The organism is Bacillus sp. 491mf, assembly GCF_900112415.1.
GTDB lineage: Bacteria > Bacillota > Bacilli > Bacillales > Bacillaceae_G > Bacillus_A.
Map to the genome: position 1 here is coordinate 123,311 of NZ_FOLV01000008.1, position 23,166 is coordinate 146,476.

The window sequence follows — 23,166 nt, forward strand, 5'->3', positions numbered from 1 at the left end:
CTAACATTTCATTTCTTCTCTATTTGTCACCATAACAAACTTAATAATCTATAGATTATGTAAAGACTTTGATTTGTGTTGCAATCTCCCCAAATGATACCTATCCTTATATGAAGTTCATGTTCCTCAGACCGGAGATTTACCGCTGACTTCCTTCAGATTTCGCGTCACCACGGACACCATTGTTTAAGCTAATCGCTATAACTCCCCTCACGATTGACACATGCCGAGCTCAGATATCGGTTTTTCGACGTACGATGAATTATAGTATTTAGTAACAATCGCATAAAATGAGGTGCATTTAGCTGAATTGATCTATTCTTTAACGAACTTTTCAACAGAACCCCTCAGCTACTACCAAGTCTTCAAGAACATTTAATTCTTCCATAGACAATCTAAAATTCCGATACTCTATAAAAAAATCCCGGATCTTTATACTATTATGGAGTCATTTATGAAATATAAAATGGCTCTATTAGCTTTGTAAGTATTTAACTGTTTACAATTTCTCCACCATTCACGTGCAGAATTTGTCCTGATATGTAAGATGCATCATCAGATGCCAAGAATACATAAGCGGGTGCTACTTCAAACGGTTGGCCAGCTCGCTTCATAGGTACATGGTCTCCAAATGTGGCAAGCCATTCTGGGGGTAAGGAAGATGGAATTAATGGAGTCCAAATTGGTCCTGGGGCAACACCATTAACTCGAATCCCTTGCGAAGCCAGTGACAATGACAAAGAACGTGTAAATGAAACAACGGCTCCTTTAGATGCTGCGTAGTCAATTGCATCTTGATCTCCATCATAGGCACTAAGAGATGTTGTATTTATTATGGAGCTCCCTGAATTCATGTACGGTAAAGCAGCTTTCGTTAAAATAAACTGTGAAAAAACATTTGTGTGAAAGGTGCTTGCCTGTTGATTTGAATCTACATCAAGTAGACTATTCCTTATGTATAGTACACCAGCATTATTAACCAAAATATCAATACGACCAAATTGCTGAATCGTTCGCATTACAACTTGTTGGCAATGCTGCTCATACCCAATATCACCTGGAATGCTAATACAACTACGACCATACTTTTTGACATAGAACTCTGTTTCTTTTGCATCGCTGTGTTCATTTAGGTATGAAATTACAATGTCCGCACCCTCTTTCGCGAAGGCTACAGCGACAGCTCTTCCAATTCCGCTATCCCCACCAGTTATAAGCGCTACCTTATTTATAAGCTTACCGGCTGGTTTGTAATTTGGGTTATCAAATATAGGTCTGGGGATCATTAATGATTCAATGCCAGGTTTACTTTGTTGTTGAGGCGGAAAACCCATGACATACACCCCTCTCGGCATTTTTCTATAATTTATTTTGATATTCAGGGAAATATATCCTTTTTAAAAAATTAAATAGAGGAAGTGAGGGCGTAAATTAGGATTTTTAACATTGTAAATCCGTATTTTTTGCTTGAAATAAAACAAAAGACAATCCTGCCGAGATACAGATAAGTACAGCGCCAAATATATACACCATTCTAATACCTAAATATTCAGCTATAACTCCGACTATAAAAATAGAAATACTCGAAACCGTTGACAATAGAACGTCGCGAGAAGCATATACTTTCGGAAGTAATGGCACATCTATGTTTGTTTGAAATGCAGTTTGCTGTGCTACATCCCGTATTTGATATGCTGGTCCCATCGCAATGCAGAGTATCAGTGATAAGACAGGTATACTACTCAGCCCATATAATAAAGTAAGAACGCTGAATAAAAAAGAGCCAGCTGCCATACTGATTATAAGATTTTTTTGAATCTTTTTCGCTAGGTATATCGTTATAAGTCCTCCTGCAATTGTACCGATATAATAACTAGCATTTATATAGCCCCACCATTGTTCTCCTTTGTGGAGTATTTCTTTTACATAAACCAATGTAATCGCCCCAACCCAAATTTGACCTGCAATTCCTTCGATTACATCCATTAATGTAACTAATCGTAAGGTTGAGTTACTCCAAATATGAATCCAACCTTCCTTCATAAGTGTCCATTTAGATGCCCCTTCATTTTCTCTTATCTCATTGTACAGAGAGCGAATGGCTATGTATAAACAAACGATAGAAATCCATAACAAGATAGTCGTTATTAGTAAAGTAGGAGTATATCCTATTTTTACGACAAAAAATCCTGTCAGCGTATAGCCACCAATTTGTACCGCTTGATTGGAAATCGAAAACAAGCTATTAACTTTTACAAGTTCTTCTTTTAAAACGATTTGGGGAACGATAGAGTTCAACAAGGGATTCCCCCATCCTTCAACAAAAGAAAGTATCATTATGTAAGTGAATAAAATATAAGTATGAGAAGTTAAGAATGTAAACCCTAATAATAATAAAGTAATCAAGATACCCTTCGTTATTTGCAAATTTACAAGTGCTTTTGACGTAGAAATATTTTGTAGAATGAGCGGTGCTGACAAACCAGCTAGTAATCTTGTAAGAGCCTTCAAAAAGGGAAATAAAGAAGCAAATAATACGGATTCCGTTTTCTGATAAATAAAAGTTGTAATGACCATAATATATACGACATCAGCTAATGAGATGGTTGTTTGAGCGATCCAGAACGAATAAAATCTATAATTTTTCATATTCACCTCCAGATAAGAAATATATTTTAATTGAAATTATTATAAAATAAATATTATTAAAAATAAATAGACTTTTGATGTTTGATACAAATATTCAAAAGTCTAAGCTATTTGATTTATACATAACACTTTTCAGAAATGAATGATAAACAATTGAATGGCTATTCTAGATTTGATATCACTTCTTAAAGACCTAAATTGTAAAACTCCTTAATAAATATAGGTATATACATATTAGCCATAACTAAAGTAAGCGTTAAAGTGTTCCCACCTACCAATTGAATCAGTTCCATGTCATAATCTCCTTACGTACAAGACGGAAAGGAGATTTTTTATAGCTAAAATAGATCAATCAATAGCGTGGAAGAATCGAGTGGACGCTTATCGTTCCAGTGGTTTAAGCATCCGAAGCTCGTAAGAAAAAGAAAGATGTGTATTTATGTCTTAATGCATTCACTTTTGCTGTTGGTTATGATTGGTAAGAACATTCTCCATTAATAATTCGTAGGAAAGAGATAAACATTAGAAAAACTGTCAATAAATATTCATGTAAACCCTCTAAAAAAGTCTTACAATCAAAGCAGAGAGACTTTGGAACGGGAGGCACTAGTCATGAATCGAATTGAACGTGAAGAAAAAACAATTAGCATTATGATTGATATGTATTGTAAAAACGAACATGAACAAGATACTATATGTGAAGAATGTCATAAGTTAAAAGAATATGCTTATTTTCGTTTATCAAAATGTCCATTTCAAGAGAAGAAGCCAGCATGTCAAAATTGCAAAATTCATTGTTATAAACCAGATATGAAAGATTTCGTTAAGGATGTTATGAAAAAGAGCGGACCGAAAATGATTTTAAAACATCCATATTTCGCGGTCATGCATGTTGTTGACACAATGAAGAAGGCTCCTGACTTACCGAAAAGAAAAAAAAGCTAAAAGAAAAAACGGGTTGTCTAACTGGTATGATCCCCTTTAGGTAGACAGTAAAAAAAGAGTCAATCTGGTATGATGGACTCAGTACTGTTTTACCTAAAGGGGATTTTTTATGGCGAAAAAAGGACAAACATTTCAAACATATACAGAAGAATTAAAACAAGAAACAATTCGTCTTCGGTTAGAGGAAGGAAGAGCATTACGAGAAATTCGTGAATTACTTGAAGTAAAAAGTGATAAGAAATTAATTTAACTTTGGCTTTGTTAAAGAACAATGTTGATAGTATACTATATTCTGCATTAATAACATAAGTTTTCATTAAAATACTTCAGGCACTCTTTAATATCCTCATGCGCATCCATATTTTGATTAATAAATATTACAAATCGTTCTATTTTCTCCTTTATAATGCACTCGATAGCCTGTGGTACATATTTTTGATTTTCCATTTGATAGGCGATACTACATAATACACACACTATATTCGTTAATAATGCCCACATATACGATTCTTCCTCTGTTATACCCTTCAAGTAACCAAATTCAACTATATCGTATCCATCCTGTGAATCCACAGTTTCGTATATATCATCAGCAGTAATTTCATTATTTGTTATCCATTCTTTACATATACCAATTACCCGTTGTCCTTCTTTGTACAACTCTTTATTCTTTACAATATCCTCATAGGCATGTAAGAGACTTTCTGCATTAGTTAATAACGTATCATATTGCTCCACTAATTTCATATTGTTATTCCACCTCTCTCTATTTATGATGTGTTTAATAATATTTCAGGTAGGTTTTGAATATCAACATTCACCCTTAACAGAGCCTTTATTTTAAAAATTCAACCAAGCATAACCCCGTTCTAAATTTAGGATGGACTTAAAATATAGTTATTTAACTTTTACTCTGTTCTTGAACTTATACACCTTTTTACTTTAAGAAGGAAAATATTCCATAGGTTCTGTACAATGGATGTACCCATTTTTCTTATAATAATTAATGCTATCATCACTTGGCCACACAATGATAAATTCGTAGCTATTTTCTTTCGTCCACTCATTTATTGTTGTAAGGAGCTTACTTTCAATACCTTTATTTCTATATTCTTTAATAGTAAATACGTTTGTCATATAAGCAAATGGATGTGTTATTCTACCAGGGCGGGGTACTTTTTGTATTAATGTTATATATATGTGTGATACAATTTTTCCATTTTCCTCCGCAACCCAAATATACCATTGATCACTATTAAGGGCATTCTCTAAAAAAGATTGACATTCCTTTTCAAAATCATTGAATGATTACCCCTCGTTTATTTTAAATGTAACACTCTTACGAATAGAGCCATTTTAATGAACATAAAAAGCGCTACTTTCAAATAGCGCTTTTTTTATGTTCTTTCCCAATAAATAATTAAAAGAAATCATAAATAAATGGTTGCTGGGAAGGAATCAATTTTTCAAATTGTTTTATGTCTTTTTCCGTTCCTGAAATGTTACCAATTTGATATAATTCCCATGGGCTTTTATAACCGAACAGTGCTGTAGACAGAGCATTGATGTTTACATGTATTCCCTTCCCCTTAAACACTGAAGCATCCTCTTCATTTACGATTACTGCTTCTTTCTCTCGTAAAACTACCGTTTGATTATTCCAATGTGCAAATGAATCAGAAATATGTAAAATAACCTCTTCTTCGTTATTCTCCCAAGCAAATGGATATTGCTTAATAAAACGTTCAACATCAACGATTCTAACCATAAAGTACGGTTTTATTTCCGCTTTAATGCGCGGCTCTTGTAGTGAAAATAACAATGGTTCTTTTTCATGAACAATCATCTCAAGTTCTTGAATCATTGAATCATGTTGGCAAATGAAATTCCATAAACCAGTTCTAGCTTCGCTGTTTAATGGCACAAATTCTTCTACTTTCATCTTAGAGCTTTCTACTTTATACAAAATATACCCCATCGGCTCATTTGCTTCATTATAATAAACGGCTGCATTTAGATCACCATAGACAAAATTTAACCAAATATCCCGAGTTCGAACTAACATACCAGAATATTTCTTTGCAAATTGCTCATATACGATTTCAATCTCTTTCAAATGAGAGTCCTTCTTACATCGTTTCATGCTTCCTGATACGTGTTCTTTCATAATTAAATCTGCTTTTGTTAATGAACATACAAGGCGATTCGCAAACAGCTCCCATCCATACTTCCTGTAAAAAGAAACAGAAAATGGATGTAGCATGGAAACGCTATAACCGTCTTGTTTCATCGTTTCTAAAACATATGTTAATAATTTTTTCACATAACCGTTTCGTCTAAATTCTGGGTATGTAGCCACGCCTGCAATCCCGCCCATTTTGAACTTTTCTTCACCTAAAAATATTTCAAACGGGATTAGGTGTAATTTTGCGGCAAGTTCTTTTTCTTCTAATATCCCAAAAATTTGGTGATATTTTTTCATAAGCTGAAGACGATTTTCAATTTGATCTTCTGCTACTTTATATTGAAAGGCATATTCAGATAGTCGAATTGCTTCCCGGTATTGTTCTTCTACTAATTGAATTACTTCCATGCTCCCATTCCCCCTCTAGCGCCTTTCGTAACTGCACATTAAAATATAACACAATAATCAAAAAATACAAAATTCACACAAAAAAACCCGATAGATTTTATGCAATCTATCGGGTTTCTAACCTCAATTTCTCAATCTCTTCAAAAAACCTTGGATATGATACGCCAACTGCTTCCGCATCTTGAATCAATGTCTCTCCCTCAGCAATACAACCAGCTATTGCAAGCATCATTCCAATTCGATGATCTCCATGACTATTTACAGTATTCCCCTTCAGTAGTGTTTTCCCATAAATAATCATCCCATCATCCGTCGCTTCTATACGTGCCCCTAGTTTTGTTAGTTCTTCTACAACTGTATCAATTCGATTCGTTTCCTTTACCTTTAGCTCATGGGCATCTTTAATAATCGTTATCCCATCTGCTTGCGTTGCTGCAAGAGCGATAATTGGAATTTCATCAATTAATCTCGGAATCATATCGCCGCCAATCTCAATTCCTTTTAACCTTGATGTTTCAATTGTAAGATTAGCAGCTGGTTCCGCAGCATCTCTATCATATTGTTCAATTGTTAATTTTGCACCCATTTTTATAAGAACATCGATAATTCCCGTTCTTGTTGGATTGATTCCAACGTTTTGTAATGTAAGTTTACTATTTGGAGTAATCGCTCCGCCTACTAAGAAAAACGCAGCCGATGAAATATCTCCCGGTACATGAATGTTCGTTCCTGTTAGCTGTTGTCCGCCTTCTATTGAAACTTTTGTTCCATCTCTCTTCACTTGGACGCCAAACGCTTGAAGCATTCGTTCTGTATGATCCCTTGATATATGAGGTTCTGTAACACTTGTTACACCTTTTGCTCTTAGACCTGCTAATAAAATAGCAGATTTCACCTGTGCACTTGCAACAGGCGAAAGATAATCGATTGCTTGAAGATTACCTCCTCGTATCGTTAAAGGTGTATATGTACCGTCTGCTCGTCCATCAATTGTTGCACCCATTAGACTAAGCGGTTTAGTAACACGTTTCATCGGTCGTTTTCCGATAGAATGGTCACCTTGTAAGCATAAGTGAAGGTTTATATTCGCTAATATGCCAAGTAATAAACGAATCGTCGTACCAGAATTCCCAACATCCAGTACATTCTCCGCTTCTTGTAAACCTTCCATTCCTTTTCCAATCACTTCTACTTCATCTCCATTTTGCGTGATCGATACCCCCATCTCACGAAAACAAGAGATCGTGCTTAAACAGTCTGCTCCTGGCAAAAAGCCCTTAATCGTTGTTTTTCCATGAGCGATTGCGCCAAATATGACAGAACGATGTGAAATTGATTTATCGCCTGGAATAACAATCGTTCCTCGCAACCCTTCTCTAGCTGGCTGGACAATTTTCATATATATAACACCTTCCTTTATATATTTTCAAATGTTTGATACTGTTCATCCTGTAAAGACTCCGTTGCTTTCATCCGATCTTCTTCTGTTTGAAAACTAATACGCAACACCCCAAGTAATCCTTCACGTGCTTCTAGTATTTGCAGGTTTGTAATACTAATCTCGTGCCTTGCAAGTATGCTTGTAATATGTGCTAATGCACCAACTTTATCTAAAACATCTACGTATAAATCATGATAAGCGGGAATCGCCCCACTTTTGCGAACAGGCATAGAATCACGATATTCTTTCGCCTTTGCGAAGTAATTGTGTAATACTTCGCCATCCCCTTCTGCCACTGTATGCTGCAATTGCTTCATGTCTGTAATCCATTCCTCTAATAGTTGCAATAAGTGAGAACGGTTTTGTCTTACAATATCGCTCCACATTTTGGGGCTACTAGAAGCAATACGGGTAATGTCTTTAAAACCACCAGCTGCTAACATATGAATTAACGGATTTTCTCCGGCATGCTTCTCCACTTGCTTCACTAACCCTGCCGCAATTAAATGGGGAAAATGACTAACAACACCTGTTACATAATCATGTTCCTCTGTATTTAACACAAGAAAATGCGAACGCGTTCCTTTTAACCAATCTTTTAATTGTTCAACCTTCTCTGTCTGGACATTACGCATCGGTGTTAAAATGTAATATGCATTTTCAAATAAATGCGCTTTTGCACTTTCTACTCCCGTTTTATGAGATCCCGCCATCGGATGTCCGCCAATAAACGTAACACCGCCTGGCAGCAATATTTCCGCTTCTTTCATAATTGTTCCTTTTGTACTTCCAACATCCGTCACGATGACATCTTCACGTAATTGATACGAAGCAAGTTGTTTTATTAGCTTAGTTGTTTCTTCAACAGGAGATGCAAAAATGATCAAATGTGCTTCTTCACATATTGTCTGCAAGTTCACTCCTGCCTCATCAATTACATTCAATCGTTTCGCACGTTCCACTTGCTCACTTTGAATGTCATAACCAGTAATCATTACATTGTGTTCTCGCTTTATTGCTAAAGCAAGTGAACCACCAATTAACCCTGTCCCAATTAATACGACTTTTTTACACATGCGCCTCATCTCGAGACCTACTATTATTAAAGTGTTGTGTTAACACTGTAATCACCCCTTCATTTTGTTCACTTGTACCAATTGTGATGCGAACGCCATTTAAAAATGGACGAACGATATATCCAGCGTGCGCACACAATTCGTATATTTCCTGTGCATTGTCTAACGGCATAAAGATAAAGTTCGTTTCAGATGAATAAAATGGAACCTCATTTTCTTTACAAAAGCGTTCATATCGCTGCAAGCCTTCTCGGTTTGCATGAATTGTTCTTTGTAAAAATGATTCATCATTCCACGCAAGTATTGCAGCTTTTTGCGCAAGTGATGACACGTTAAACGGAAGACGAACAACATTTAATTTCTCAATAATTGATTCATTTCCAATTGCATAACCAACTCGAAATGCCGCTAATCCGTATGCCTTTGAAAATGTTCTTAAGATCAAAAGGTTCTCATGCTCTTTCAATAATGGGATAGTATTTGGAAAGTCACTTGCTGTGACATATTCATAATACGCTTCATCAATTACAACTACTGTTTCGTTTTGAACTTGCTTCATAAATTCACTTAATTTTCGGTCATTCACATATGTGCCTGTTGGATTATTCGGATTACAAATCCAAACTATTTTTGTTTTTTCATTCATGACTGCCGCAATTTCATCTAAATTATAGACCCCGTTTTGAAGCGGAACTTCCTTCACCTCACACCCTTCAATTACTGCGTGATGACGGTATTGCGGAAATGTTTCCCCGGCGGTCACAATATTATCAGCTTGGCAAAGCATTGTGCGACTAATAATTTGAATGACTTCATCAAGACCGCTTCCACATAAAACTTCCTCTGTTTTAACATGCAATTTCTCAGCAATCATTTCACGAAGTTCTACCGATCCCCCGTCCGGGTATAAAGCATGTTCATTCCACTCTTTTCGTAATCCTTCCATTACACGAGGTGAACAGCCAAACGGATTTTCATTTGAAGCTAATTTGACAAATGACTGGACACCATAATCTGCTTGCATTTGTTTTGCTGATTTACCTGGTGTATATGGATGCAACTCCTGTAATTGCTCTTTTGCTTTCATAAAAACCCTCCTTTTTAAAATTCATTCGCGTACTTTTTATGCTGAGCAACATTTTGCTTAATAAGCTCCATACGATCTTGCCCAAATTGTTCTACTAACGCAGTTGCGAGTTCCCAAGCGACAACAGATTCTGCCACTACACTTGCCGCTGGTACTGCACAGCTATCAGAACGTTCAATACTTGCTTGAAACACTTCCTTCGTATCAATATCTACACTTGCAAGTGGTTTATATAATGTAGGGATTGGTTTCATAACACCTCTAATAACAATCGGCATTCCTGTTGTCATTCCGCCTTCTAATCCACCAGCGTTATTCGTTTTTCGTGTGTAACCCGTTTCTTCATCCCACAAAATTTCATCATGTACAGCACTTCCTGGTTGCCTAGCTGCTTCAAAACCAATGCCGATTTCAGCGCCTTTAAATGCATTAACACTCATGACAGCTGCTGCTAACTTTGCATCTAATTTTCGGTCATAATGAACGTAACTGCCAACACCAATTGGCATTCCTTCCGCAACCACTTCAACGATGCCACCAATAGAATCTCCGCTACTTTTCGCTGCATCAATTGCTTCCATCATTGCTTGCTCGGCTTCTTGATCTAAGCAGCGAACAGGCGAACATTCTGAAATCAGCTGCATCTCTTCTAATGATTTATCAAGAACTTGCTTCGCTTTTACACCACCAATTTCAAGGACATACCCTGCAACATTTACTCCTAACTCTGTTAAAATCTTTTTCGCAACAGCTCCTGCGGCTACTCTTACAGTTGTCTCCCTTGCAGAAGAACGTTCTAATACATTGCGTATATCACGATGACCATACTTAATTGCTCCGTTTAAATCAGCATGCCCTGGACGTGGTTTTGTAATTGTTCGTTTCATTTCTTTACTTTCTTGCTCAGAAATCGGCTGTGCCCCCATGACTTTTGTCCAATGTTTGAAATCATCATTTTTCACAACCAATGTAATCGGTGAACCAAGGGTATAGCCATGTCGTACGCCGCTTACAATTTCCACAGTATCTGTTTCAATTTGCATACGCCTCCCGCGTCCATATCCCTTTTGGCGTCTTAATAGCTCTTTATTTATATCTTCTGCATGTAATGAAAGACCTGCAGGAACACCTTCTAAAATAACTGTCAACTGCGGACCATGTGATTCTCCAGCTGTTATATATCTCATTTCTATTTCCCCTTTACAATTTTGTAAAAAAAAGCCCCTACTGATTCCGTTCAGTAGGGGCAGTGATAGTCGCGGTACCACCCTAATTTATAGACAAATATGTCTACCTCTCTTTATTGTTAACGATCATTTTGACCGTCTTTCTCTTCATAAAAACTTTCGTCTTTACTACGAAAAAGATGCTCCAGGGGTGTAATTCACACATATCTTTGTACTGATTTCCACCAACCATCAGCTCTCTGAAACAAGAAGATACATGCTACTGCTTCCCTATCAACGCAATAGTTATTTCATTATGATAGCTTATTTTTAAATCCTTTTAACTCTTCCATGAAGGCATGGAACTGCGGAATATCCATTTGCTGTGCGGAATCTGATAAAGCAACCGCTGGGTCTGGATGTACTTCAGCCATAACAGCATCTGCACCGATTGCGAGTGCTGCTTTCGCAGTTGGTAAAAGTAAATCTTTTCGTCCTGTTGAATGCGTTACATCTACAACAACCGGTAAATGTGTTTCTTTCTTTAAAATTGGCACTGCGGAAATATCAAGTGTATTACGCGTAGCTCTTTCATATGTGCGAATGCCGCGTTCACATAAAATGATTTGGTCATTTCCTTGTGCAATAATGTATTCTGCTGCATTCACAAATTCATCAATTGTCGCTGCTAAACCGCGTTTTAGTAATACTGGTTTATTCACTTTCCCAACTGCTCTTAACAAATCAAAGTTTTGCATATTTCGAGCGCCTACTTGAATGACATCAACGTAATCAAGTGCCAATTCAACATCATTTGGATTTAATATTTCACTAATAATCGCTAAATCAAATTCGTCTGCTACTTGGCGTAAAATTTTCAGCCCTTCTACTCCTAATCCTTGGAAATCATACGGAGATGTTCTCGGTTTGAACGCACCGCCGCGCATTAATTTGATTCCTTGTTTTTTCATCGCCTCAGCAACTTGGCGAACTTGCTCTAGACTTTCAACTGCGCATGGCCCCATAATAAACGTTTGTACGCCGCTTCCTAATAATTCACCTTTTACATCAACAACCGTATTTTCTTGTTTCTTTTTACGTGAAACTAATAATGCCTTACGATTATCGTCTTCTTGCAGTTCTAAACTTGCTTTAAAAATTGTTTTGAAAATATGTTGTATTGTGGATGTTTCAAATGGTCCTTCATTGTTCTCTGCAATCATATCAAGTACTTCACGCTCGCGAACAGGATCAAAGCGTTTCGTACCATGCAATTTCTTTTGCTGTCCGATTTCTTTCACAATCCTTGCACGCTCATTTAATAAGTCTAGAAGTTGTAAGTTAATCTCATCCACCTGTTTACGTAATTTCTCTAATTCATGATTTCCCATTAAAAATTCCTCCTTTTATCTTTTGGAAATTATATTGAGGGATTGAAAATTCCCTATTTTCCGAATCTTATTCTTATAACAAAACAAGGTTGGTAACGATTTCTTATGATGAAATATATAAAAAAATCCCTACTGATTCAAATCAGTAGGGACGATCATTATCGCGGTACCACCCTAGTTGTAGACACTTTTGTCTACCTCTCTTTATTGTTAACGATCATTTTGACCGTCTTTTCCTTCATAAAGACTTTTTGCCCTTACTACGAAAAAGATGCTCCAGGACTGTAATTCATGCTTGTTTATGTACTGGTTCGCACCAACCACCAGCTCTCTGTAACAGGGAAACAACCACTACTCTCTTTCCTATCATCGCGCTAATTATTTTATTTTCATTTAGGTCCGCATATATACAAAAAATCCCCTACTGATCCAATCAGTAGGGACGATTATTATCGCGGTACCACCCTAATTGTAGACACTTTTGTCTACCTCTCTTCATTGTTAACGATCATTTTGACCGTCTTTCCCTTCATAAAGACTTCTGCCTTTACTACGAAAAAGATGCTCCAGGACTGTAATTCATGTTTACCTCTGTACTGATTTTCACCAACCATCAGCTCTCTATTACAGGGGGATAAACACTACTCTGTTCCCTTCAATGCGTTGTTTTTTATTAATTATGAATTGTATTATAAAGTGTCATTTCAAAATATGTCAACACTTTTTCATTATTTTTTATATTTTTTTCTTTGCATCGTATGATTCATCATAACAAATGTGAATCATTTGCATGTTGATTCATCATTCCAATGCGCATCATCTCATTTCGAATCCCCTCAAGTAACGTATTTTCAAGCTTCATCTCATCAAACAATTGCCGAAGATGAATCACTTCATTTTCAATATACTCTGCATCATTTATCTTTGTTAATAAAACAAAAAATAATGTTGCATACACTTTCGGACATTGCTGGATCAACTCGCTTTTTTCCAGAAGCTGTTTTAATAAATACTTCAATGCTTGTTTTTCTTCTTGCAATGAAGATATAGAAAAATACGATAAAACAGTTTCAATTCCTTTTTCAGCAATAACATCCATATATAACACAAAACGCAAAAAGATGATATATTCTTTCTTAGATATTATACTCATCTTAGGACGTTCAACTAAAAAACCTGCAAGCCAATCTTCCCAAAATTTTTGTTGCTCTTTTAAGCTTAAAGTTTTTACATAATACGATACATTTTCTATAAACTTTACTTTCTCCATCTCTTCTCCCTGTATAAAAAGAGCGTACAACCAATCTATTTGTTCATCCCAATATAAAATACACTTTAGAAAAATGAGACTTAGCCATTTCCTAAAGACTTCTTGTGTTTGTGCATTCAACAAATGAAAATGCCGTACAGCAAAAGCAATATATTTCTTTGTTTGTATGAATAAAGGTAAATTAATTTGCGTATTTACAAATCCGGCCCATGCATACTTTGTTTCCTCTTTGTTTTTCTGCAAATCTAAGTAAGGAATTAAATGTTTTCTACACCAATGCTTCTCGATATGAAAGAGAAATGTTAAATCAGCTGTAAGCCTCGCAATCATAATATTGACATAGTATGATTTTTTCCGCATCTGCTCTTCAAATACATACAAATACGCATGGATATTTCGATCATATAAATGTTCATATGCAAGAAGCTTTAATAAAGTTGCTGTTATTTTCCCTACCGGATGTTGAACTGCCTCATTATAGTAATCTGTTTGCTCTTTATCTTTCCCTTGCCCTCCTTTCATAACATGAGGAAATAACGAAAATGCAAGTTGTTTTACTGCGCGAATTGTATCTTCTTGAAATTCTGCTAACTGATTGCTTTTTTCATATAGAAAACTACTTATGAGCCAATGATAAGTCGTATGCCTTACAAATTGATGCAACATTGGTAAAATCTCTTGTATATTCTTATCTGTTAATTGTCGATTATTGCGCCACTCTCTAATTAATACAAACCATACTTCTTTACTCACTTCTTTATATCCAACTAATTGATACGCAAGCGAAATACTCCATTGTACATTTGTTTTACAAGCCTTTGAAAGCATTTCTAAAAAATGATGCTTCTCTACCAATCCTTCCTGTGAATATTGAATAACTTGCCTTACCATTTCTACTTCTGTCATATGCAATAAACCATCTATTGTTAAATTGCATGTGATTGGTTGTAATGTCCGCTCCTCTTGTAAATCTGGAAACTGCCTTGATAAAAAATGAGGGAATTTCAGTTTCATGGATTCATATGTTTGCTTCGTAGATTCATGATTTGGTACGCACAAATAAAGCCAGTCAATTAAGTTACAAGCCACATAGCACGTCTTTTCTTCAAACTGTTTCACTATGGCTGTCAGTACTTTTTGTTTCGTATGTTCAGCTGCATGTTCATAATGATTCTTTAACAGTTGAAAGACTTCATGCTTACAAGTATCTTCGATAAGCAGTTGACACTGTAACAACCATTCTATTTTTTCATTTTGCGTTCGAAAAACAGTATGGTTCATACTGTGTACTGCAATTCGCTTTTGCAATGTATTCCCAAATTCCATCATAAAAGAAATATAAAAGTTTGCTTTATCCTCATAATGGACACAAACATAGTCCATACAATCTCTAACTATATTAATTAAAAACGAAAATTCACGTGGTTGGCTATCTTGCTCATGTGGTTCAATTGCACTTCGTGAATCACTAACTGAATCATGGATCTCAAGGGCCTGTTGTTTTAGCGTTAATCTCTGTAGTTTTTCTAATCCAATCTGTAATATTGGAATCGAAAAATAAGAAAGATGTGGCTTCAATTTCACTTCCCATATGTGCTGCAGCCTTAAAAAGCTTGTAGCTGATAGATGGTTTGTTTCCGCTAACTCTATCACATCTTGCATCTCATGTTCCCATTGCCGAAGTCGCTTCAATTTTAGTTTTCCATCTAATATACAAGTAAGTAAAAGAACCATAATTTCTTTATGTTCCGGATACGTACATTTGTTAAGCAACGAAGGCAGACTTTCAATGAAAAATTCATTTCTTTTCGCCTTTTCTAACAATAATAAAAGCCACTGCGCAAACGAAACGATATCTATGGGCTGTTCCGTATCTACTAAAAAGTTACATATCGTATTCCATAACAAAGTAGATATTTCTGTATTATTTTTATACATCAACTGAAATAATTCATTTTGGTGGCTTACTAAAAAATGATCAACAATCCACTGTGCAAGCAACTGATCTTTCTCAGAAGTCTCAGCTTCCTGTGAAAATAAATTCCGCAGTTGTCCTTCTTTTTCTAACCATTCCACCCATTCGTAGTCTCTTGCAAATTCTACAAAATAACGAAGTGTCTCAATTTTTTTTACAGATTGTTTAATATAAGACAGTTGTTCCTGCTCTAAAGATGGAGGAACAGTTACAATATCACGAATTCGTGTTCTTTTTGTAATATAATTATCTCCCATTAACTCTGCCCACCGCTGCACTGCTTTTGCTAATGATTGATGATTTTGCGCCTTATTTGGATAGACAATGGGCTTAATCCCTAAATGCTCCCAGTGATATGTATTATCTCCCCCCGCAACAAACGCATACCGCCTCGTACTTGGTGGTAATCCAGTTGCTAAATATTTCATAACAGGGTCATTATGACTATATCCAATAAACAAAACTGTATAATTAGAAAATAAATCAACCAAAAATCGTCTTGCCCATCCTTCTGTTAAGTAAGCCCTTCCAAAATCGCCATCTGTCAAAATTAAATTCTCTTCTTCTTGTTCCACATTACCATGAATATATGCCAATCCTTTAAACGTTCTTCCCGTTGGAAGTGCCGGAGCATAGTATATATTTACTTTACGTCTTGATCCCTCAAGTACCGTTGTAAAATGCTGATCGAAATTTGTAGTAACAATTCGAACATTCTCATCATTTGCAAATAATTGCAAAATAGAATAATGTAATGGATTTGGCATTGAATATGCTACATGGACAAGATTCTTCGCAATCTGATGAACATCTTTCGTTTTTGCAATTTTCCCAAGATAATAATCGTGCGGTTCATTTTCCTCACGTTTGTCTACATATAGAGCGCTCGCAATATCATCCACTAAATCATCAAAATTTGGTAAGTTTGAATTGCCTTTCATAGATACTCCAGCTCCAACAAATAAAACCAGTTTCCCTTGTTCGAGTTTATCAAATAGTTCATCTGGAATTTCTACTTCTGAAGTAATCCACACCCTGATCCCCCCTTACCTAAAAATGTTAATTTTCTCTTTCTAAATATAACATTTTTTGTTTATTTTTCAAACATTCAGATAAGTGGAATCTGAATAAATATTAAATGCATTTGATTTATAATCAGGTAGTTATCTTCCGTCTTTTTAGAAAACACCTTGCATGTTATAATTTTAAATTCCCATGTATAAAGTTCCCTTTTTCATTCAAACTAAATAGAAAAAGAGAGGTTCAAATGATGAATCATATTACGGTTTTGCTAATCAAATTTATATCCTGTATGATTGCTTTTGCGATTGGTTTGGATTTATTCTTTGATGCAACAATTGTGGACATCTTTTCTTTTAGTTTATTTGTTACAATCGCTTCATATATGCTAGGAGATCAAATTATTTTACCGCGAGAGGGAAATACCGCTGCACTCGTAGTTGATTTTCTTTTTACTTATATGAGTGTATGGATTTTTGGAAGCGTACTTTTAGGAAATTATATGCAAATTGCTTGGGGAAGTATTTTATCAGCAATTATCGTTACAGGAGCAGAAATTTTTGTTCACCGCTATTTAATGAATCGCATTGCTAATTATCAAACAGCAGAAAGAAAACCCCTTACTTTCAATAGATCATTAGCTTATGGAACAGAGTTTGCAGAAGAGCAAGATGTTACTGATGCGAAAAAACGGAAATGATGTAACAACTTTAAATATTTGAGTGAAATCATACTACATTCGTAATCGAATAGAAAAATCCTGAGAATTACTCTTTCTCAGGATTTTTTGTCAAATTGAGTTCATTATTGTTTCAAACTACAATCCACTTCACATGTCTTTTATGAAGAACGTGTTATGGTGAGGTAGTATTATCCGACTTTTCGTTTCAATATTTGAGATTTTCTCCAATACCCTCTATCTTTATGATACAAAATCAAAGCAATTACTAAAATTCCTGAAGCAATCCAAATAGCTCTGTACCCTAAATGAGTGGTAGTAAATGTGCCTAACAGTGTACCAAGTATAAAAGAAAAAATAATAACAAGAAATTCTTTAAATCGTATTTTCTCTTCCTGATTATGTTCTATAAATGCTAAATATGCTGCCTGCGTAACAGTTCGAAGATTCCCTGTTGTCATTGTTGAATTGTAAACCCACTTGTCAAGCTTATTAAAAGTAGAAATTTGTAAAGATGATACAAATGAAATGCATACGGTTACTACTATGTTAGGAATACTTTTTGGCAAGAACCCTACAATGATCAAAACAATACATTCTAAAATAAGAATAGAGCGTCTATAACTATGCAATGCATGTCTTATATGAGGAACCTTTACTACTTCTGATATTAAAACCCCTAACATAAAAGCTAAAATAGGCGGGATATATAGCAAAGCATTATACCATTCTCCATTAGCTGCTCTTATAGCGAGTAATACTACATTCCCTGTTTGTGCATTAGCGAATACTCCGTCCCTACTGATGAAAGTATAAGCATCTAAAAAGCCTCCAACTACAGCTAACAAAATACCTAAATAAACAGAGTTTGAAGATAATGAGGGGATTGTACCAAGTTTGTCTTTCATAATATTATCTCCTTGTACATTATATTGCATATATTATCCATTTATACAAATAAAAACATTATTTTGATACGATTCACAAGATATTCGTAATTTCTATCTTGATGTCGCTTCCTTTTACTTTTTCCTAATATGATATAATAACATACCAAGTTTTTTAACTACAATCAATACAATTATTGAACGGACTGTAGTTTAATTTCATTCACATTTATAGATTTCCCCTTTCTAATCGTGTATTTATTTAACGGAAAATTAGTCTATCTCAAATGCATCAAAAAGAAATTTCACCAAAATAACAAAAAAGGAGCGATAGCAAAAACTTATCTCTCCTGTTGTTAATCCAATTTCTATTAAAATATAATCAACCTAATTAGCAAAAATTCCAATTCCCTTTTTCAATACACTTCATTTATCACTTTTCACAAAACAACATATGTGGTTCGTACCATAACGGTCTTTTCATTTCAAAACCTTTATGATCCTCCAGTATATTATGTAGCCTTCCTATCATTTCATCTAATTGGTGCGGCGCAAAACGTAATGACCAGACTACTGATGAAAAGATAACCATTCCCGCGTAAATAGAATAAAGCATCCAAAAATCTTCAGGAACATTATGTTTAAAATATCCTTGAATTTGCCCTATTGAAAATGGAATGCTCTCATTTCTTTGAAATAAAGATACTTTTACAAAATCATGAATTGGGTCTCCCCAATCAAAATTATTGAAATCAATTACCCCAGCATACCTATTATTGTCTACAATAATATTTTGCAAATGAAAATCATCATGCTGAAATCGGTTCGGACGTCCTTTTAATACATACTTATTTTTTTCTATAAAATTAATAACCTTTTGATCATTTTCAATCTTTATTCCACTTTCCTTATATGCATCAAGGTATCGATAATGCTTTTGCATTGCCTGTTCATACCAAGATTTGATATTAACAGGGGCCTCAAGCAAATGCATTTTAAATAGCTGTCCTCCTGCTTCAGTACCAATTTTGTATTGCTCTTGATCAGTAAGAACGGTTAATGCCTCCTTCACATCAACGCCCTCAATAAAAGAATAAATTGTGTAGCAAAAATTCATTTCTTCTAAAATTCCGATTTCTATGGGCTTAGGGGATTTAACATGATATTCTTGCATTCTTTGTAATATTTGAAACTCCGTCTTTTTTCTCCCATACCCTTCTAAACTTCCTATTCTTAGTAAGAATTTTTTTTCATCAGAATAGACTACATATTTTTCATCTGGAGAATATCCTTTAGATAACCTTTCAATTCTATTAGTACAATGTAAGAAATCAATTTTTTCTTGAAGAATTTGAGGAATATTCTCCATCGTTTACCTCCATTATGGATTTTTCAAATGCCTTTTTAATTCTTTCATTACATTACAATAGTTATAGTAATTATCGATTCTTTACATCAATCGGAAAAATCACGTCTATTCCTGCCTTACTTAATTCTTCCTGAATATAATAACAATGTTCTGCGCCATATCTACTTCAAATTCCACTCAAACCATCTACCATGTCCATCCGTCTCTCCAATTGTTTGATGGTATTCAACACCATCAAGATAATAATCAAGGTGTAGCTTTCGATCCCACATATTGTTGTAAAGATGGAAAACGTCTCGTTTCCTTCCGATCATTTTTATTTTGTCTAGCAGTTCATACTTAGAGTCTTCTGGTATTTGATTTGCAACGTGTGTATGAAAAATACAAATTGCAGTATCCTCCGGAAGGTTTTCTGCAACTTCTGAAAGCAATGCCACTCCATCGCCTTCTATAAGCTTTACTGGATTTTCAATTAAACATGTAGCTGCCTTTTCAAAAAGTGCCAACCTTTCTTCATGTTCAGGCCAAATAAGCGCTTTTAACCACAAATAATCTTCAAAATTATTTAAATCGCTAATATGCAAGTCTAAACCTACTTTTGAAGCTACTGGAGGACTAGTTAATAGGAATTGTGGTACACTATTTCCTTTTATTTCAGACGTTATATGAACATGTGAGTTTTTATCTCCATAACCCTCGTTTGTTCCATATGAGTAACTATACTTGTCCCACAACAATTGAAGACCAGCACTTGTTCCAATTTCTATTAGTGATAATGGTTTCTTGACAACGCTATAAATATAACAAAATATTGGATATAGATATGCGCAGCGCCTTACTTCATTAGTCTGTACTAACTTACTCTTTAGAAGAGAAATAATTTCGTCTTTATACACTTGGCAAAAATCTTTAAAATGAACAAAAGAATCTTCTACTTCCCTTGGATTCTTCGTAATACTCGGATAATACTCTTTTAAAACATGATCTTCCCCTTTTAACAAAAGATAATGAACAGCACCTAAAAGTAAATTAGGAACTGGTTGACCCTCTCGAAAATTCATGCATAGCTCTAATAATTCATCATCTTCAGAAATTTCGGTGGATAAATACTCATATAATTCACTTGAGCCATTGCATTCCAGTTTGGCGAAATTTTTAAATCGTTCAGATAATTGGGTAGTATTCAAAATAATCCTCCTTCATTAGTGGGAATTTTTCTAATTTTAAAAACAATTCAATTATAACTGAAATCGACGTTATGGTAAATTATTCTTGTTATAGAAATATATGAAATTCAAAAGAAATTCAAAAGAAATTCAAAAGAAATTCAAAAGAAATTCAAAAGAAATTCAAAAGAAACTTATAAAAAACAAAAAGTACACCACTTTAGATAAGCGATGTACTCTTACATATATATTAGAAAAAGATTGTTTATCCTTTTTGATAATATTCTTCCATAATGTGAGGTGGAACCATTCCCCCACCTGTTGCCCACATAATATGAGTTGCTTGTTTCATTTTCTCTTGCAGGTGATTTTCTTGCATATATTGCTGCCCTTTAAAGAGTTGAACTGGTCCGTATACACTTGCCAATGCTGACGGCTCTAATTTTATTCCTTCTGTATCAGCCAAAGCCTTTAGTAGTCTATATAACTCTTGGTCACTAACTGTGTAACAGCCGCTTAATAACGGTTCCATCACTTTCCCTACAAATCCTGATGCTCTTCCTACCGCAAGACCGTCAGCTTCCGTCACATTATCAATGCCAAAGTCTTGGACAGAAATTTTATCATGAAGACCTGTCAGCAAACCAATTAACATACAAGGAGAATGAGTTGGTTCCGCAAAGAAGCAATGTACATGATCACCAAACAATAATTTTAAACCGAATGCTACTCCGCCAGGGCCGCCGCCGACACCACATGGTAAATAAACAAATAACGGATGATCTGCATCAACAATAACGTTTTGATCTTGCAATTGCTTTTGTAAACGAGAAGCAGCTACAGCATATCCAAGGAATAGATTTTTTGAATTCTCATCATCAACGAAATAACACATAGGATCCGCTTCTGCTTGCCTTCTTCCTTCCTCTACTGCCTTACTATAGTCCGCTGCATATTCGATAACTGTAACATTTTTACTGCGTAGTAAATCTTTTTTCCACTGTTTTGCATCAGCAGACATATGAACCGTCACATTAAATCCGAGTTTAGCACTCATAATACCGATACTAAGTCCTAAATTTCCCGTTGAACCTACCGCGATTGAATATTGCGAAAAGAACGCGCGGAATGCATCACTATCTAAAATGGAATAATCATCTTGTTTATGTAATAAATGCTGCTCCAAAGCTAAGTCTTCTGCATGTTTTAGAACTTCATAAATCCCGCCTCTTGCTTTAATAGATCCTGATATCGGCAAATGGCTATCACATTTTAGTAATACATTACCTGCGATATGCTGATTATATTCTTGTTCTAAATGTTGTTTCATAGAAGGAGTTGCGACTAAAGGTGATTCAATGATTCCACCTGTATCTTTTGTTTCAGGAAAAGCTTTCGCAATATACGGCGCAAAACGTTTTAATCTTTCCTCCGCATCTTTTACATCGTCTTTCGTAAGAGAAGCTTTTTTCATTCCTGTTTCAAACTCTTCTTTATTCGGATTCACCCAAAATACTTCCTCTGTCAAAACCAGTTTATTTAATAAAGGGTGCTTTTCTTTTAACGTTTGTATAGTTGTACTGTCATACTTCTTCATTCGTATATTCTCCCTTCTTAATTCCTACCATGTTATCATTTTAAAATTTAACTTTATTTATTATAATTAAAATAAATTTAACACAAAAACGAAATGAATTAAATATATATTAATAAATTTTAATTAGATTTAATTTCAATTAGTAAAAGGAGCATAAAAATGAATGATATAAATGTAGGACAAAAAATAGCAGAATACCGAAAAGCACAAGGCTTAAGTAGTCGGGAACTAGCGACACTCGCCAATGTCACTCCTTCTATGTTAAGCCAAATTGAAAAGGGATCAGCAAACCCATCTCTGCAGACTCTTAAATTAATATCTAACGCTTTAAATATTCCTATGTTTAATTTCTTTTTGGAAGAAACGAATGCTCAAAGCTTAGTTGTAAGAGCTGACCAGCGAAAAAAAATTACCTTTCCCGAAAGTGAAAGCTTATCATATGAGTTACTATCTCCCGATTTAAGCGGAGCCCTCGAACTTGCTCTGATGACTTTATTGCCGCAATCCTCTTCTTCTGAAGAACCAATCGAGCATAAAGGTGAAGAAATCGCATTTGTTTTAGAGGGAACTGTGACACTACAATTAAATCAAGAGACAGTAACTTTATACAAAGGAGATAGTGTAAAAATCCCATCTTATATGAAACATAAATGGGAAAATCCCTATAAAAAGAAAGCGGTAGTCATTTTTGCAATTACTCCTCCTACTTTTTAAGTATTTATCAAATGCATGAATAAGACTTATATGAGGTACCGTCAGGAAGGTGCGGGTTTACAACGCTAAGGAAGTTTCAACCCATAAAAAAAGTCGATCTCTTAACCAAAAAATCGACTTTTTTTATTTGTTCTTATTCCC

The 23,166-nt window shown here is 35.0% G+C and carries 17 protein-coding genes, 2 pseudogenes and 3 other annotated features; of the genes and pseudogenes, 4 read left to right on the forward strand and 15 right to left on the reverse strand.

Annotated elements, in window-relative coordinates; all coding sequences use genetic code 11:
- Positions 1 to 491: 491 nt before the first annotated feature.
- The gene (locus BM211_RS10595; protein ID WP_090996945.1) at positions 492 to 1,334 is read right to left on the reverse strand and encodes a glucose 1-dehydrogenase; all 843 of its coding nucleotides are present in this window, start codon (positions 1,332 to 1,334) and stop codon (positions 492 to 494) included.
- Between the two features lie 106 nt (positions 1,335 to 1,440).
- On the reverse strand, positions 1,441 to 2,649 hold the full coding sequence (locus BM211_RS10600; RefSeq protein WP_035432333.1) for an MFS transporter: 1,209 nt from the start codon (positions 2,647 to 2,649) through the stop codon (positions 1,441 to 1,443).
- A 591-nt stretch (positions 2,650 to 3,240) separates the two neighbouring features.
- Here BM211_RS10600 and BM211_RS10605 point away from each other — a divergent pair.
- Both BM211_RS10605 and BM211_RS26430 read left to right on the forward strand, forming a co-directional pair.
- Complete coding sequence (locus BM211_RS10605) at positions 3,241 to 3,594, forward strand: nitrous oxide-stimulated promoter family protein (protein WP_256217067.1); 354 nt, start codon at positions 3,241 to 3,243, stop codon at positions 3,592 to 3,594.
- A gap of 109 nt (positions 3,595 to 3,703) precedes the next feature.
- Positions 3,704 to 3,841 (forward strand): annotated as a pseudogene (locus BM211_RS26430) (IS3 family transposase); the annotation flags it as partial.
- Positions 3,842 to 3,891: 50 nt separating this feature from the next.
- On the opposite strand, the gene BM211_RS10610 reads toward BM211_RS26430, so the two are convergent.
- The 9 genes and pseudogenes from BM211_RS10610 to BM211_RS10650 all read right to left on the reverse strand — a co-directional run bounded on the left by BM211_RS10610 (position 3,892) and on the right by BM211_RS10650 (position 16,627).
- Entirely contained in the window at positions 3,892 to 4,341 is a 450-nt protein-coding gene (locus BM211_RS10610; RefSeq protein WP_090996948.1) for an Imm6 family immunity protein, read from the reverse strand.
- Positions 4,342 to 4,536: 195 nt separating this feature from the next.
- Positions 4,537 to 4,866 (reverse strand): annotated as a pseudogene (locus BM211_RS10615) (GNAT family N-acetyltransferase); the annotation flags it as partial.
- 148 nt (positions 4,867 to 5,014) lie between these two features.
- Positions 5,015 to 6,187 carry a GNAT family N-acetyltransferase gene (eis, locus tag BM211_RS10620; protein ID WP_090996954.1) on the reverse strand — a complete coding sequence of 391 codons (1,173 nt, stop codon included), beginning with the start codon at positions 6,185 to 6,187 and terminating at the stop codon, positions 5,015 to 5,017.
- A gap of 106 nt (positions 6,188 to 6,293) precedes the next feature.
- Complete coding sequence (aroA, locus tag BM211_RS10625) at positions 6,294 to 7,586, reverse strand: 3-phosphoshikimate 1-carboxyvinyltransferase (RefSeq protein ID WP_090996956.1); 1,293 nt, start codon at positions 7,584 to 7,586, stop codon at positions 6,294 to 6,296.
- Positions 7,587 to 7,603: 17 nt separating this feature from the next.
- Positions 7,604 to 8,704, reverse strand: coding sequence for a prephenate dehydrogenase (locus tag BM211_RS10630; RefSeq protein WP_035432343.1), 1,101 nt, complete (start codon positions 8,702 to 8,704; stop codon positions 7,604 to 7,606).
- On the reverse strand, positions 8,697 to 9,791 hold the full coding sequence (gene hisC / locus BM211_RS10635; protein ID WP_035432346.1) for a histidinol-phosphate transaminase: 1,095 nt from the start codon (positions 9,789 to 9,791) through the stop codon (positions 8,697 to 8,699). The genes BM211_RS10630 and hisC overlap by 8 nt, the downstream gene beginning before the upstream one ends.
- A 14-nt stretch (positions 9,792 to 9,805) precedes the next feature.
- A complete protein-coding gene (gene aroC, locus BM211_RS10640; protein ID WP_090996959.1) occupies positions 9,806 to 10,978 on the reverse strand; it encodes a chorismate synthase in 1,173 nt (390 codons plus the stop codon).
- A 52-nt stretch (positions 10,979 to 11,030) separates the two neighbouring features.
- Positions 11,031 to 11,264, reverse strand: a binding site (T-box leader).
- Between the two features lie 7 nt (positions 11,265 to 11,271).
- Positions 11,272 to 12,348 carry a bifunctional 3-deoxy-7-phosphoheptulonate synthase/chorismate mutase gene (locus BM211_RS10645; protein ID WP_035432350.1) on the reverse strand — a complete coding sequence of 359 codons (1,077 nt, stop codon included), beginning with the start codon at positions 12,346 to 12,348 and terminating at the stop codon, positions 11,272 to 11,274.
- 144 nt (positions 12,349 to 12,492) lie between these two features.
- Positions 12,493 to 12,727: a binding site (T-box leader), on the reverse strand.
- A 56-nt stretch (positions 12,728 to 12,783) separates the two neighbouring features.
- Positions 12,784 to 13,016: a binding site (T-box leader), on the reverse strand.
- A gap of 98 nt (positions 13,017 to 13,114) precedes the next feature.
- Positions 13,115 to 16,627, reverse strand: coding sequence for a DUF4020 domain-containing protein (locus tag BM211_RS10650; RefSeq protein WP_090996964.1), 3,513 nt, complete (start codon positions 16,625 to 16,627; stop codon positions 13,115 to 13,117).
- Between the two features lie 236 nt (positions 16,628 to 16,863).
- Here BM211_RS10650 and BM211_RS10655 point away from each other — a divergent pair, with 236 nt between their 5' ends.
- On the forward strand, positions 16,864 to 17,313 hold the full coding sequence (locus BM211_RS10655) for a YndM family protein (RefSeq protein ID WP_035432404.1): 450 nt from the start codon (positions 16,864 to 16,866) through the stop codon (positions 17,311 to 17,313).
- A 170-nt stretch (positions 17,314 to 17,483) separates the two neighbouring features.
- Here BM211_RS10655 and BM211_RS10660 read toward each other — a convergent pair whose 3' ends face one another.
- From BM211_RS10660 to BM211_RS10675, 4 genes are all read right to left on the reverse strand, one after another.
- Positions 17,484 to 18,200, reverse strand: a complete 717-nt coding sequence (locus BM211_RS10660; protein ID WP_035432355.1) for a YoaK family protein — start codon at positions 18,198 to 18,200, stop codon at positions 17,484 to 17,486.
- 412 nt (positions 18,201 to 18,612) lie between these two features.
- Complete coding sequence (locus BM211_RS10665; protein ID WP_090996967.1) at positions 18,613 to 19,548, reverse strand: aminoglycoside phosphotransferase family protein; 936 nt, start codon at positions 19,546 to 19,548, stop codon at positions 18,613 to 18,615.
- Positions 19,549 to 19,709: 161 nt separating this feature from the next.
- A complete protein-coding gene (locus tag BM211_RS10670) occupies positions 19,710 to 20,738 on the reverse strand; it encodes a DUF2332 domain-containing protein (RefSeq protein ID WP_090996969.1) in 1,029 nt (342 codons plus the stop codon).
- A gap of 241 nt (positions 20,739 to 20,979) precedes the next feature.
- Entirely contained in the window at positions 20,980 to 22,311 is a 1,332-nt protein-coding gene (locus BM211_RS10675; protein WP_090996972.1) for a D-serine ammonia-lyase, read from the reverse strand.
- A 159-nt stretch (positions 22,312 to 22,470) separates the two neighbouring features.
- On the opposite strand from BM211_RS10675, the gene BM211_RS10680 reads away from it, so the two are divergent.
- Entirely contained in the window at positions 22,471 to 23,025 is a 555-nt protein-coding gene (locus tag BM211_RS10680; RefSeq protein ID WP_035432364.1) for a helix-turn-helix domain-containing protein, read from the forward strand.
- Positions 23,026 to 23,166 lie beyond the last annotated feature (141 nt).